The organism is Tsuneonella deserti (assembly GCF_014644315.1).
Taxonomy (GTDB): domain Bacteria; phylum Pseudomonadota; class Alphaproteobacteria; order Sphingomonadales; family Sphingomonadaceae; genus Tsuneonella; species Tsuneonella deserti.
In genome coordinates this window covers 2,075,756-2,089,321 of sequence record NZ_BMKL01000001.1, presented here as the reverse complement: position 1 = coordinate 2,089,321, position 13,566 = coordinate 2,075,756, and the positions used below count along the sequence as shown (strand labels likewise).

11 protein-coding genes are annotated in these 13,566 nt (G+C 65.3%); 6 read left to right on the top strand and 5 right to left on the bottom strand.

Annotation, left to right across the window (positions count from 1 at the left end; all coding sequences use genetic code 11):
* The first annotated feature begins 142 nt into the window (after nucleotides 1–142).
* The 4 genes from IEW58_RS10235 (at nucleotide 143) to IEW58_RS10220 (ending at nucleotide 3,542) form a co-directional block, all read left to right on the top strand.
* Nucleotides 143–1,948, top strand: a complete 1,806-nt coding sequence (locus tag IEW58_RS10235) for a flavin-containing monooxygenase (protein ID WP_229658539.1) — start codon at nucleotides 143–145, stop codon at nucleotides 1,946–1,948.
* A gap of 182 nt (nucleotides 1,949–2,130) precedes the next feature.
* A complete protein-coding gene (locus IEW58_RS10230; protein ID WP_188645025.1) occupies nucleotides 2,131–2,610 on the top strand; it encodes a low affinity iron permease family protein in 480 nt (159 codons plus the stop codon).
* 136 nt (nucleotides 2,611–2,746) lie between these two features.
* Nucleotides 2,747–3,130, top strand: a complete 384-nt coding sequence (locus IEW58_RS10225) for a PilZ domain-containing protein (RefSeq protein ID WP_188645024.1) — start codon at nucleotides 2,747–2,749, stop codon at nucleotides 3,128–3,130.
* A gap of 49 nt (nucleotides 3,131–3,179) precedes the next feature.
* Complete coding sequence (locus IEW58_RS10220) at nucleotides 3,180–3,542, top strand: PilZ domain-containing protein (protein WP_188645023.1); 363 nt, start codon at nucleotides 3,180–3,182, stop codon at nucleotides 3,540–3,542.
* On the opposite strand, the gene IEW58_RS10215 is transcribed toward IEW58_RS10220, so the two are convergent.
* From IEW58_RS10215 to cysD, 5 genes are all read right to left on the bottom strand, one after another.
* Entirely contained in the window at nucleotides 3,520–4,152 is a 633-nt protein-coding gene (locus IEW58_RS10215) for an SOS response-associated peptidase (protein ID WP_188645022.1), read from the bottom strand. The genes IEW58_RS10220 and IEW58_RS10215 overlap by 23 nt on opposite strands.
* Nucleotides 4,153–4,197: 45 nt before the next feature.
* Nucleotides 4,198–6,234 (bottom strand): TonB-dependent receptor, encoded by a 2,037-nt coding sequence (locus IEW58_RS10210; protein WP_188645021.1) that lies wholly within the window; start codon nucleotides 6,232–6,234, stop codon nucleotides 4,198–4,200.
* A gap of 83 nt (nucleotides 6,235–6,317) precedes the next feature.
* Nucleotides 6,318–7,049 carry a 3'(2'),5'-bisphosphate nucleotidase CysQ gene (locus tag IEW58_RS10205; RefSeq protein ID WP_188645020.1) on the bottom strand — a complete coding sequence of 244 codons (732 nt, stop codon included), beginning with the start codon at nucleotides 7,047–7,049 and terminating at the stop codon, nucleotides 6,318–6,320.
* Entirely contained in the window at nucleotides 7,046–8,956 is a 1,911-nt protein-coding gene (gene cysN / locus IEW58_RS10200) for a sulfate adenylyltransferase subunit CysN (RefSeq protein ID WP_188645019.1), read from the bottom strand. The genes IEW58_RS10205 and cysN overlap by 4 nt, the downstream gene beginning before the upstream one ends.
* 2 nt (nucleotides 8,957–8,958) lie before the next feature.
* The gene (cysD, locus tag IEW58_RS10195) at nucleotides 8,959–9,909 is read right to left on the bottom strand and encodes a sulfate adenylyltransferase subunit CysD (protein ID WP_373284746.1); all 951 of its coding nucleotides are present in this window, start codon (nucleotides 9,907–9,909) and stop codon (nucleotides 8,959–8,961) included.
* A 108-nt stretch (nucleotides 9,910–10,017) separates the two neighbouring features.
* On the opposite strand from cysD, the gene IEW58_RS10190 reads away from it, so the two are divergent.
* Together IEW58_RS10190 and IEW58_RS10185 are read left to right on the top strand one after the other, a co-directional pair.
* Nucleotides 10,018–11,232, top strand: coding sequence for an NnrS family protein (locus tag IEW58_RS10190; RefSeq protein ID WP_188645017.1), 1,215 nt, complete (start codon nucleotides 10,018–10,020; stop codon nucleotides 11,230–11,232).
* 107 nt (nucleotides 11,233–11,339) lie between these two features.
* Complete coding sequence (locus IEW58_RS10185) at nucleotides 11,340–13,562, top strand: adenosylcobalamin-dependent ribonucleoside-diphosphate reductase (RefSeq protein ID WP_188645016.1); 2,223 nt, start codon at nucleotides 11,340–11,342, stop codon at nucleotides 13,560–13,562.
* Nucleotides 13,563–13,566 lie beyond the last annotated feature (4 nt).

Genomic DNA, 13,566 nt, shown 5'->3' with positions numbered 1-13,566 from the left:
TATCGCCGGCGGCATACCGCACGTTAGAAAGATGCGCTGCTCGGCGAGGCCGAGGCTTCCGCTCTCTCTGGGTGCTTGCGCCAAGCGCGGGTATGCGACAATCTCATACCGAAGCCGGGAAAACGGCCGGGAGAGATATTCGATGAACATGCCCGCAGGCGCTCTGACGATCGACAAGGAAGCTCTCAAGCGCAAATACGCCGAGGAGCGTGACAAGCGCATTCGGCCCGAAGGTTCGGCGCAGTACATCCGCCTCGAAACCGAGTTCGCGGATCTTGCCACTGATCCCTACACGCCGCTGGTCCCGCGCGATCCGGTCACCGATCACGTAACCTTCGCCTTCATCGGCGGGGGATTTGCCGGCCTGGTGGTCGGTGCGCGGCTGAAGCAGGCCGGCATCGACGACGTCCGGATCGTCGAGAAAGGCGGAGATTTCGGCGGTACCTGGTACTGGAACCGTTATCCCGGGGCGCAGTGCGACACCGCCTCGATGATCTACATGCCGCTGCTGGAGGAGACCGGCCACCGGCCGAGCGAGAAATATGCCCACGCTCCGGAAATCCGCGATCACTGCTCGCGCATCGGCGAGACTTTCGGGCTCTATGGAAAGGCTTTGTTCCATACCGAGGTGACGGGGCTCGAGTGGGACGAGGATCGCAAGGTCTGGGTCGTCCGCACCAACCGCGGCGATGCGTTCACGGCAAAGTATGTAGGCATGGGAACCGGTCCGCTCCACGTCGCGAAGCTGCCCGGACTTGCCGGGATCGAGAAGTTCAAGGGCAAGAGTTTCCACACCAGCCGCTGGGACTATGCATATACCGGCGGCAACCCCGAAGGCGCGCCGATGACCGGGCTGGCCGACAAGCGCGTGGCCATCATCGGAACCGGCGCCACCGCGGTGCAGTGCGTGCCCCACCTCGCGCGCGATGCGAAGGAGCTGCTGGTATTCCAGCGCACCCCGTCCTCGGTCGACCGGCGAGACAACGGGCCCATCGATCCCGACTGGTTTGCGCAAGTCGCGGGCGAGGGCTGGCAGCGCAAGTGGCAGGACAACTTCGCTGCCAACCTGGGGGCCGGTTTCCCGAACGAGGACCTGGTCAACGACGGCTGGACCGACCTCGCCAAGCGGATGCGCGCCAACTTGCGGGAAGTGCCGCCGTCGGAGTGGACGCCACAGACCATGATGGCTGCGTTCGAGGATGCCGATTTCGAAAAGATGGAGCAGATCCGCCGCCGCGCCGAAGAGCTCGTCGATGATCCCGAGACCGCCGAGCATCTCAAGGCCTGGTACCGCCAGCTGTGCAAGCGTCCGTGCTTCCACGACGAGTACCTTCAGGCGTTCAACCAACCCGGGACGCGGCTGATCGACACCGGGGGAAAGGGAGTCGAGCGGATCACCGAAAACGGCGTGGTGGCGAACGGCGTCGAATACGAGGCGGATTGCATCGTCTACGCCTCGGGCTTCGAGGTCTCGACCGATTACGTCGCGCGCGCGGGCTTCGATGCCGTGGGACGCGAAGGGCAAACTCTGTCAGGGTACTGGGGGAAGGGGATGCGCACCCTCCACGGGCTCCACATTCGCGGGTTCCCCAACCTGTTCATGGTCCAGCCCGCGCAGGCGGCGAACTTCATCGCCAACGTGCCGCACAACATCGTCGACCATGCCGATACGATCGCGGCGGTCGTCGGTGAAGCAGAGCGACGTCATGCCGCGACGGTCGAGCCCACGGCGGAGGCCGAACAGGCATGGCTGGACCTCCTCGCCACCGCACCGGCGAGGGCGATCGGTGGCACTGAGTGCACGCCCGGATACTACAACAACGAAGGGGCGGGATGGGGCGACGAGGCACCGCTGTTCGTCGGACATCCCGGCGGTGCGCTCGGCTACTTCGCCCACATCGACGCGTGGCGCAGATCGGGAGCATTCGAAGGGCTCGCCTTCGGCTGACGCTGACCCGAGGGTGGCCGGGGGTTAGCCGACATTGGGAAAGCGTCCGTAGCGCCCCTCGCCGTCGCATTCCCAGCCTGCAGGGACCGGCGGCCCCGGAACAAAATCCGGACGCCGAAATTATCCGTTGTTAGTCGAATCGCCGATCCGGGGGAACAGCGGCAAAATTTCGGAGACCGTCAATGCAGCGCTTCTTCGCGGGCATCGCATCGCGCAGCGCCTATCTCATGGGTCACCCGATGGCCTTCCTGCTGTCTACCCTTGCGTGCGTGGTCTGGGCAGCGACCGGGCCGATCTTCAACTATTCGGACACCTGGCAGCTCGTGATTAACACGGGAACCACCGTGCTGACCTTTCTCGCCGTGTTTCTGATCCAGAACAGTCAGAACCGCGATGGCGCGGCAATCCAGACCAAGCTGGACGAGATCCTGCGCTCCGTCGCCGAAGCGCGCACCGGCTTCGTCGGGATCGAGCATCTCACGGATGTCGAGATCGGCCAGATCAAATCGGCGCTGGAACGCGAGGTGCTCAAGAAAGCGGCGCCCGATGATCCTTCGACCCCGGATGCGACCGTGGAGGAGTTGCTCGAAACCTGCCGCGAAGCCGACGTCGACTCGCCCGCCCTGACACCGCCTGATGAGAAAGGCGAAACCCCGGCCTGACGAAAGACGGCACGACACGTGGTTAACGCGACCACCCCAATTGCATGGTTCGCCGACTGCGGAGGAAAAATTCAAAGTTAACAGGGAACTGGCTCACGACGGGCGGATTTTTGCCCGGTGAGAGGATCGCAGCCTTATGAACCATTCCAGCCATGCCCGGGACCCAAGTGAGCTGATCGGGAGGCGACTGGCACCGCGCACGCAATGCGAGCTCGTGGTCGATGTCAAAGGCGGGGGAGATAACTGGGGCCACGCACTCCTGTGCGACATCTCGGCGAGCGGTTTCAGGATCGCCCACCTGAGCTTCGCCGCCGTCGGGAACAGCTTGTGGCTGAGAATTCCCGGCATGGAACCATTTCCGGCGAAAATCCGCTGGAAGGGCTCGTCATCGGTTGGATGCGAGTTTCTCTACCCGCTGAGCCGCGAAAAGGAGGCTGAGGTGATCGCGGCGATCGCCAGGCCCGCATCAAGCTGGGCCGATATGTCGGAATACGAACCCCCTGAGGCGATGTGCGCTTAACCTTCTGGGTGGTAAGACGCGTCTTCACACAGGTCGCCGGGAGATGAGCATGGTACTTGCGCTCAAGCGGCCGCCACGATTCTTGCCGCGGAATCCGCGTGTCGGTGTCAACCTTGCGGCGTCGCTGGTGCTCCCCAGCGACGAGGTCGTTCCGGTGCACATAGAAAACCTGTCCCCGCAGGGTTTCATGGGCAAATGTGCGCACCAGCTAAGCCCGGGTTTGTGGCTTGGTGCGGAGCTGCCGGGCCACGGCATCTTGCGTGCGCGCGTTCGCTGGTCCCAGGATGGCGAAGCGGGATTCCAGTTTCGATCGCCGATCGACCTGGAGCGCTATCCCTGGCTTGGCCACCACGAAACCCGTGGCTTGTTCGCCGTTCCCCTTCGGTCGGCTATGGCGCCGAGCGAGTGGTGAGATCGAGCAGCTCGGCCCCAGGCGCTTCCCGACCTGGCCGGGCGAGGGTTACGGTCAGCGACCCTGCGGGAAGCGGCCGCAAGAGCTCGGCTTCCGGCCTCTCCAGATAGAGCCACGCAGCCCAGTCGCCTGCCGGCAGAACGGCGATCTGCCGATCGTGGAACGGTTCCACGTCCGGGCCGGGAGCGGTCGTCAGCATGGTGAACGCGGCGCCCGCGGCGTCCTCCCGCCACAACCCCGCGACCGCAAGCACCGGGGCTTCGGTAAGCGCGAACCGCCACTTGCTCTTGGGAGACTTGGCTCCGGTAAATTCGAAAAAAGCAGACGCCGGGATCAGGCAGCGGTTGCTGTTGGCGAAGCTGCGGCCTTCCGACTTGAAGTTGAAAACCGGCGCCGCGCCTGCTCGGGGTGGCGTAAAGCCCCAGCGCATGGTCGCAAGTTCGACAACGTTGCCGCGGGCGCGCATGACCGGCGCGGAATCGTTGACCCGAACGTCATCCGCCGGCGGGACCTGCCCCGGGCCGGCATCGGTCGGCATGCCGAGGCCCGCCGCGGCGACCGCCTCGCAATAGGCTTTCCATTCGATGTGACGTTCGTAATCGTTACACATGGGGCTCCAACGTGCGGATTGCGCCGATGGGGCCGGCGGGAGCTGTCATAGGCCCAGCTTGATCCCGGCCCAGAGAGTGCGGGGCGCGCCCAGATCGATCGAGCCGCCCTGGTTCCGCGTGATGACCGTCTCATCGGTCAGGTTTTCGCCGCGCAGTACGAGCGCCAGTCGCCCGCCAACCGGTACCTGCGCGAAAAGGTCGATCGTGGTGGCTGCGGGAAGTACATCTGTTTCCAGGTCGTCTTCAAACTGCGCGCCGACGTGACGCAGGGTTGCGGCGACGACGGCATTGGCAGCCGGACGCCAGCTCAATGTGCTGCTGGCCGCCCACCGCGGCGTCTGGGCGGGCCGATTTCCGTCAAGCGCCGCCGCTGCGCCTGAACCGCGCGCTGCGGCATCGGTATAGGCGAGGGAGCCGGCGAGGCTGAACTGCGCCCGCCTCACTTGTGCGCTTGCTTCGATCCCGCGCGCATGGATCGCATCGATGTTCTGCCGCTCGCGCAGGTTCGGTCCAAGCGTTACATTCGCGACTGCGTGCTTCACCCGGTTATCGAACCCTGTCAGCGACAAGTCCACGGCGGGGGAAGGCGCATAGTCTATGCCCGCCTCGTAACCCACCAGCCGCTCATTGCGGAGTGCGGCGTTCGCCTGGGTGACCACCGGGAACACCGTGAACGGGCGATAAAGTTCGTTGAGCGTCGGCAGGCGCAGACCTGTGTAGCCCGCCGCGCGCAGCCGCAGGCCGGCGCCCAGACGGGCGACCGCACCCCCGCGGAATGATCCTTCCCAGCCCGAACGGTCGGGATAGGCAGAATCGCTCACCGGCAGACCGGCAGCGTTGCGAGCGACGTAGAAGCCATCCCGGATGGTGTAGCGATCGGCCCGGGCGCCCGCGGTGAGAGTCACCATGCCAAGGGTCAGATCGTTTTCGGCGAACAGGCCGAGGTCGGTGTTGACCCCGCCTGCATTGCGCCGCTGGGTGATCGCTCCGGTCACCGTGCTGATTGCGTTCTCGAACAGCTCTCCGCTCGATTTTCGGTAATCGATGCCGAGCCGCAGGACGTTCGCCTCGCCGGTCGGCGGGCGCAGCTCGAACTTCCCGCCGATTCCGGTGGCGGGCGTGTTCCGCTGGTCGAGCGTCGGCACGAAGGAAGAGGAGCTGACCACCACGTTGGTGAAGTTTCGCGCCTGGACGTAGCCGAGCAGGTCGAACTGCCACTCTCCGCGCCCGACCAGCCGGAGGGAGGCGTCGCTGCCTTCCATGGACGTGTCCGCCCCGGCGAAGCGCAGCGTCCGGACATCGTGGAAGGCCAGGCCGCGTGCCTGCAACTCGATCGTATCGTTGAGAGGCGCCGCCGCGCGTAACTGGACTGACCATGAATCGTACCCAGCGCGCACGCTGGCCGGAACCCGCTGCGCCGCAGGCGTGGTCCAGAACCCGTCGCCTCTATCCCACCGACCGGACAGGACGGCAAAACCTGACCCAAGCCTGCGTGCAATCGTCGCGCTGGCCTCGGTATCGCCGCGGCCGCTTGCAAGCAGTTGGCCGCTGACGAGGCCGAGCGCATCGGCATCGGCGCTGGTCAGCTCGATCGTGCCCGCAAGCGCGCCCGCTCCGAACGGGCCCGAACCGCCGCCCCGCGTGACGCGCGCGCTGGCGAGGCGCTCGGGTACGATGGCGCTGAGCGGAATATAGCCAAAGAACGGATCGGCCATCGGCACCCCGTCAAGCAGCACCTGTGCGCGGCTGGACGCGTTGCCGCCGAGCGCGCGAAGGGTGACCCCTTGCGCGCTGGGGTTGGATGAGCGGCTGTCCGACCGGCGGAACTGCTGGAAGCCAGCGACCGAGCCGAGTGCGTCCTCGATCCGGCCAGATGCGGTCGAAACGAGCGTATCGCGAGTGAGGACTACGGTGTCGTATGCAGGAATGGCGGGGGTATCGGGGAGGCCAACCCCGGTGACGACTATGACCGGCTCGTCGCTCTTCTGCGTTCCGCTTTGCGCCGCGGCCGGAGCAGCAGGGAGCACCGCGCATGGAGCGATACAGGCGAGCAGGCGGACGGACACGGTGCGCGGGGACATGGAAGCTATTCTCGATACGTAGGAGCTGCTTGACCCTTGCCCCAGAGCCGGCGCCAATGGGAGGGGCATTGGCCTGAACCTGTTCAGCCCAGTTCGCGCACCAGGTCGAGAACCTGCCTTGCCAGCTCGGGCCGGCAGACCAGCAGGTCCGGCATGTAGACATCGGCCTGATTGTAGAGCAGCGGGCTGCCATCGATGCGGGAGGCGTGGAAACCGTGCGCCAGGGCCACCGCGGCGGGCGCGCAGCTGTCCCATTCGTATTGTCCGCCGGTGTGGAGGTAGATCTCGGCCTCGCCCCGCACCACGGCCATGGCCTTCGCCCCGGCACTCCCCATCGGCACCAGTTCGGCGCCCAGTGCTTCAGCCACCAGTTCCGCCTCGCGCGCGGGGCGGGTGCGGCTGACTACCATGCGCGGCGTCGCGACTGCGGGTGGCATTGAAGAGGGGCGATCGGTGCGCAGGACTTCGCGCAGCGCTGGCAGGGCGACCGCACCGATCGCAGGCTGTCCTTCCACTGCCAGGGCGACGTGGACCGCCCAATCGCTCCGGCCCTCTCCATATTCGCGCGTACCGTCGAGCGGATCGACGATCCACGTGCGCGGCTTGCCGAGGCGCATCGGGCTGTCTTTCTCCTCCTCCGACAACAATCCGTCGTCGGGCCGCAATTCGCGAAGTGCCGCGACCAGCAGCGCGTTCGCTTCGGCATCGCCTGCACGGCCGAGGTCCTTGCCGTGATGCTTGCCGCTCTCACGTACCTCGAGAAGGATGCGCCCGGCTTCGGACGCGAGGTGGGCGGCCAGTTCGTGATCGTTCATTTGAGCGGCAGCAGCCTGTCGACGATGTGTTGCGCAGCTTCCTGGGCCGTCATTGTTACGGTGTCGACCACGATGTCCGGGTTTTCCGGCGGTTCGTAAGGACTGTCGATGCCGGTGAAGTTCTTGAGCTCACCGGCGCGGGCCTTCTTGTAGAGACCCTTCACGTCACGTGCCTCGGCGACTTCGAGAGGGGTATCGACGAAGATTTCGACGAACTCGCCCGCAGGCAACATGGCGCGGACCATCTCGCGCTCCGCCCGGAACGGACTGATGAAGGCGGTGAGCACGATCAGGCCGGCATCCGCCATCAGCCGCGCCACTTCGCCCACGCGGCGGATGTTCTCGATCCGGTCGGTCTCGGTAAAGCCCAAATCCTTGTTGAGCCCGTGGCGAACGTTGTCGCCATCGAGCAGGAAGGTGTGCCGGTTCATCAGCGCGAGACGCTTCTCGACCTCGTTGGCGATGGTTGACTTGCCCGATCCCGAAAGGCCGGTGAACCACAGCACCTTCGGCGTCTGGTTCTTGAGCGCCGCGTGGTGGTCGCGGCCAATGTCGGTCGGCTGCCAGTGGACGTTCTGGCTGCGGCGCAGGCTAAAGTGCAGCATCCCGGCTGCGACAGTGGCGTTGGTCAGCTTGTCGATCAGAATGAACCCGCCCAGCGCGCGGCTCTGGGCGTAGTTTTCGAACACGATCGGCTTGTCGGTGGTCAACTCTACCACGCCGATCTGGTTCAACTCCAGCGTCTTGGCAGCGAGGTGCTCGAGGCTGTTGACGTCGATCTCGTATTTCGGCTGCGCGACGGTGGCCGAAACGGTCTGCGTAGCAAGCTTGAGCCAGTATCCGCGGCCAACGTGCATGGCATCGTCTGCCATCCACACCACCGTCGCTTCGAACTGGTCGGCAACCTCGGGCGGGTCGCCGGCTGCAGCGATGACGTTGCCGCGGCTGCAGTCGATCTCGTCCGCGAAAGTCAGCGTCACCGATTGTCCGGCGACGGCTTCGCCGAGGTCGCCCTCCAGCGTGACGATCCGCTCCACCGAGGTGGTCTTGCCGGAAGGCAGCACGCGCACCGGATCTCCTGGCGCGATGCGGCCGGTCGCGACCAGTCCTGCGAACCCCCGGAAGTCCAGGTTGGGACGGTTGACCCATTGGACCGGGAGGCGGAACGGCTTTTCGGCGTCGGCCGCGGTGCGCAATTCGACCGTCTCGAGATGATCGACCAGGCTCGGCCCCGCGTACCAAGGCGTGTTCGCGCTCGGTGCGAGCGTGATGTTGTCGCCCCGGAACCCGGAAATGGGAATCGCTGTGAAGCTCTCGATGCCGATGCTCGACGCGAAAGCCGAGTAGTCCGCCACGATCTTGTCGAATACCTCCTGCGAGTAATCGACGAGGTCCATCTTGTTGACCGCGAGGACCACGTTGCGGATGCCGATCAGGTGGCAAAGGTAGCTGTGGCGGCGGGTCTGGACGAGCACGCCCTTGCGTGCATCGACGAGGATCACCGCGAGGTCGGCGGTGCTGGCACCGGTGACCATGTTGCGGGTGTACTGTTCATGCCCCGGGCAGTCCGCGACGATGAACTTGCGTTTCTCGGTTCCGAAGAAGCGATAGGCGACGTCGATCGTGATGCCTTGCTCGCGTTCGGCAGCAAGACCATCCACCAGCAGCGCGAAGTCGATTTCTTGCCCCTGCGTGCCGACCCGCTTGCTGTCGCTTTCGAGCGCGGCCAGCTGGTCCTCGAAAATCATCTTGCTGTCGTAGAGCAGGCGCCCGATGAGGGTGGACTTGCCGTCATCGACGCTGCCGCAGGTGATGAAGCGCAGCATCGTCTTGTTGCGATGCTGGTCGAGATAGGCCTCGATGTCCTCGGCGATGAGCGCATCGGTCTGGTAGATCGGCTCGCTCATCGTCAGAAGTATCCCTGCTGCTTCTTGACTTCCATGCCCGCGCCCCCGGCGTCCTTGTCGATCGCGCGGCCCTGCCGTTCGGATGTGGTGGTGAGCAGCGTTTCCTGGACGACTTCGCTCAGGCTCGCCGCCTCGCTCTCGACCGCTCCGGTGAGCGGGAAACAGCCCAGCGTGCGGAAGCGGACCGAGCGCTCGGTGATCTCGGGCCGGTAACCGAGCACGCGCTCGAGCCGCTCGACGTCGTCCGCCATCAGCAGCAGCCCGTCATGCACGAACGTTGGACGCGGCGCGGCGAAATAGAGCGGTACGATCTCGATCCCCTCGGCCATGATGTACTGCCAGATGTCGAGCTCGGTCCAGTTGCTGATGGGGAAGACGCGGATGCTCTCGCCCTTGTTCTTTCGGGCGTTGTAGAGGTTCCACAGCTCGGGCCGCTGGTTTTTGGGATCCCAGCCGTGACTGGCCGTGCGAAACGAGAAAACCCGCTCCTTGGCACGGCTCTTTTCCTCGTCGCGCCGGGCGCCACCGAACGCAGCGTCAAAGCCGTAATGGTCGAGCGCCTGCTTCAGCCCTTCGGTCTTCCACATGTCGGTGTGCAGCGGACCGTGATCGAACGGGTTTATGCCGCGCTCAGCCGCTTCCCGGTTCTGCCAGACCAGCAGTTGCATGCCGGAATCGTCTGCCATCCGGTCACGCAACTCATACATCGCGCGGAACTTCCAGGTCGTATCGACATGAAGCAGCGGGAAGGGCGGCGGCGACGGGTAGAATGCCTTGCGCGCGAGGTGCAGCATGACCGCGCTGTCCTTGCCCACCGAATAGAGCATGACCGGCCGCTCCGCCTCGGCGACGACCTCGCGCATGATGTGGATCGCCTCGGCCTCGAGCCGCTGGAGGTGCGTAAGCTGCGCTGTCATCGCGCGACAAGTCGCCCAGCGCCGGGCCGAGCGCAAGACAACAATGATAACCGGGATGCAAGCTCAGGTGCTGTGTGTTGATCTGGGTCAAGACTCCCGCCCTGATAGGGGCCATGCGAGGTTTGCAATTGAGAGGAGTTCGCAATGCAGACCAGGGGTGAGCAAATGCTGGCGCTGCGGCGCTCGCGCATGGCGTCGGCTCCGGCGATCTTGCGCGGGGGCTTCCGGCCGTTCTTCCTGGGAGGCGCCGTGTGGGCGGTCGTCGTGCTGGCGCTGTGGCTGACAGCACTCGCTGGCGCGATAACCCTGCCCACTGCGTTCGATCCGCTCGCCTGGCATCGGCACGAGATGCTGTTCGGCTTCGTCGGCGCGATAGTGTCGGGGTTCCTGCTCACTGCAATCCCGAACTGGACGGGCAGGTTGCCGATCGCGGGCCCGCCACTGCTTGCCCTTTTCGCCGTGTGGCTCGCCGGGCGGATCGCGGTGTTCTGCTCATCGCGCGTCGGCATGGCACCGGCGGCCGTTGTCGATGTCGTCTTCTACCTCGTCCTGGTGGCGCTGGCGTTGAGAGAAGTGCTGGCGGCCAAGAACCGGAATGTGCCGATCGTCGGGGTGGTGTTTCTCTTTGGGGTCGCCAACGCGCTCGACCACGCGATCGGAATGGGAGCGATCGCCGACGATGGTCTCGGCTGGCGCTCGGGTCTGTCGCTGGTGGTTGTGATGATCTCGCTTATCGGCGGGCGCATTATCCCCTCCTTCACCCGCAACTGGCTGGTGAAGCAGGGGGTGCGCGAGGGGTTGCCGGGCCAGCCGACCCGTTTCGATCTTGCCGCCATCGGGGTGACAGCCACCGCGCTCGCCGCGTGGGTCGTGTTGCCCGACAATGTCGTGACGGGGGATCTTCTGGCGCTGGCCGCGGCGCTTCAGTTCGCCCGGCTTGCGCGCTGGAAGGGCTGGCGCACGGTCAGCGACCCGCTCGTGATTATCCTGCATATCGGGTACCTCTGGGTGCCGGTCGGGCTGGCGCTGCTCGCGGCTTCGATTTTTGATCCGATGATCCTGCGCTCGGCGGCGGTCCATGCGCTGACGGCGGGCGCGATGGCGACGATGATCCTGGCGGTGATGACGCGGGCAACTCTCGGCCATACCGGGCGCGAGTTGCGCGCCGGGCCGGCAACGGTCGCCCTGTACCTGTTCGTCTGCCTGGGCGCCGTCCTGCGGGTGACCGCCCCGCTAGGCCTGATCGACTATACGCTCGGCATGGAGGTCTCGGCGGTGTTCTGGGGCGGGGCGTTTCTCGTATTCCTGGCCGCCTACGGCCCGATCCTGTTCGCACCGAGGTTGGGCGAAAAGGCCTGAAGCGCGTCGTCCAGAGACCGAAAAAACGGCTTCGCAATGCGCCAGATCAAACCTGCTCACGCGCCGATCTGGCATGATCGCACCGGCAGCAGGGGAAGGGGTCGGCGATGTACTTCGAAGTGACACTTGCAGAGGAAATCTGGCAATCGAAGTACCGCTTCGCGCCTGCTTCCGGAGACGGGGACGAAGACTACGGCGCCACCGCGCTGCGAGTATCGCGTGCGATCGCCGAAGCAGAGGCGCCCGATGTACGCGAGGAGTGGCAGGGGCGCTTCCATGAGGCGATCCGGGACTTCCGGTTCATTCCCGCCGGGCGGGTGATTGCCGGGGCGGGCACCGGGCGCAATGTCACGCTGTTCAACTGCTTCGTCATGGGCACCATACCCGACAGCCTGGGCGGCATCTTCGACCATCTGCGCGAAGCGGCGATCACCATGCAGCAGGGCGGCGGCGTGGGCATGGATTTTTCGACCATCCGCCCGAACGGGGCCGAGGTGAAAGGCGTCGGCGCCGATGCCTCGGGCCCGCTGTCATTCATGGATTGCTGGGACGCGATGTGCCGCACCGTCCATTCCGCTGGCCAGCGCCGCGGGGCCATGATGGGCTGCCTGCGCATCGATCATCCCGACATCGAGGCGTTCATCGATGCCAAGCGCGATCCCGCGCGGCTGCGCAACTTCAACGTGTCCGTCCTGGTTACCGATGCCTTCATGGCGGCACTGGCGGCGGATGCCGACTGGCCGCTGGTGTTCGGCGGGCGCGAATACCGGCGCGTTCGCGCGCGTGACCTGTGGGATCGCCTCATGCGGGCCACTTACGACTGCGCCGAACCCGGAGTGATCTTCGTCGACCGGGTGAACCAGGCGAACAACCTTGCCCATTGCGAGACGATCAGCGCCAGCAACCCGTGTGGGGAGCAAATGCTGCCATCCTATGGCGCATGCCTGCTCGGGTCGATCAACCTGGCAGCGCTCGTTGAGAACCCCTTTGAGCCCGATGCACTGCTCGATGAATGGGCGCTCGCCGACTTGACGCGAACGGCGGTGCGGATGCTCGACAACGTTATCGACATCTCGCGCTACCCGCTCGCGCAGCAGGAAGCCGAGGCGAAAGCCAAGCGGCGGATCGGCCTCGGCATCACCGGTCTTGCCGACGCACTGCTGTTTTGCGGCGCTGCGTATGGCAGCGGCGAAGCGGTGGAACTCACGGAGCGCTGGCTCGGCGTGATCAAGCGCGAGGCCTATCGTGCCTCGGCGCTTCTGGCGGCTGAGAAGGGGCCGTTCCCGCTATACGATCGGGTCATGCTCGACCGGCCGAACCTGGCCGGCCTCGACGAGGACGTGCGCGCCCTGATCGCCGAGCATGGACTGAGGAACGGCTGTCTCACGTCGATCGCGCCGACCGGTACCACGTCGCTGCTGGCGGGCAACGTTTCCTCAGGCATCGAGCCGGTATTTGCATACGCGTACGAACGACGAATCCTGCAGCCCGACGGGTCGGCCCGTATGGAGCCGGTCGAGGATTACGCGATGCGGGTCTGGCGGAGCGTGCGGGGAGACACGCCGCCACCGGAGGAGCTGTTCGTCAGTGCCCAGACGTTGAAGCCGTCGGATCACCTTACGATGCAGGCGGCCGCGCAGGCGCTGGTGGACAGCTCCATTTCCAAGACGGTGAACTGCCCCGAGGATATCTCCTTCGATGAGTTCAGCGACATCTACGTCGAAGGATATCACCTGGGGTGCAAGGGGCTGACGACCTATCGCCCCAACGCGATCACCGGATCGGTGCTCAAGGTAGAGGAGAAGGCGGCCGCTGTACCCGCGCCGGAGCCGGAGATGGCGCTCGCCGCCCGTTCCGAGGACCTGCAGGGCCGCACTTACAAGCTCAAGTGGCCCGACAGCGCGCACGCGGTCTATGTCACGATCAATGACGTCGAGACGCCGGCGGGGCGGCGCCCGTTCGAGATTTTCATCAACTCCAAGAACATGGAGCATTACGCCTGGACGGTCGGCGTGACCCGCATGATCTCGGCTGTGTTCCGCCGCGGCGGCGACGTTTCATTCGTGCCGGAAGAACTGAAGGCCGTCTTCGACCCCCGCGGCGGCGCGTGGATGCAGGGCAAGTACGTGCCCTCGCTTCTCGCCGCGATCGGCGGGGTGATCGAGCGGCACATGGGGCTGGCGCAGGCTTCGCTTCCTCTCGACGAGCCCGTCCAGCTTCAGCCGACGCTCTCACCGCGCGACTGCTGCAGCCAGTGCGGCGCTGCCGCGGTGATCAAGGTGGAAGGCTGCTCCAACTGCCTCGAATGCGGCTATTCGAAGTGCGGCTAAAACA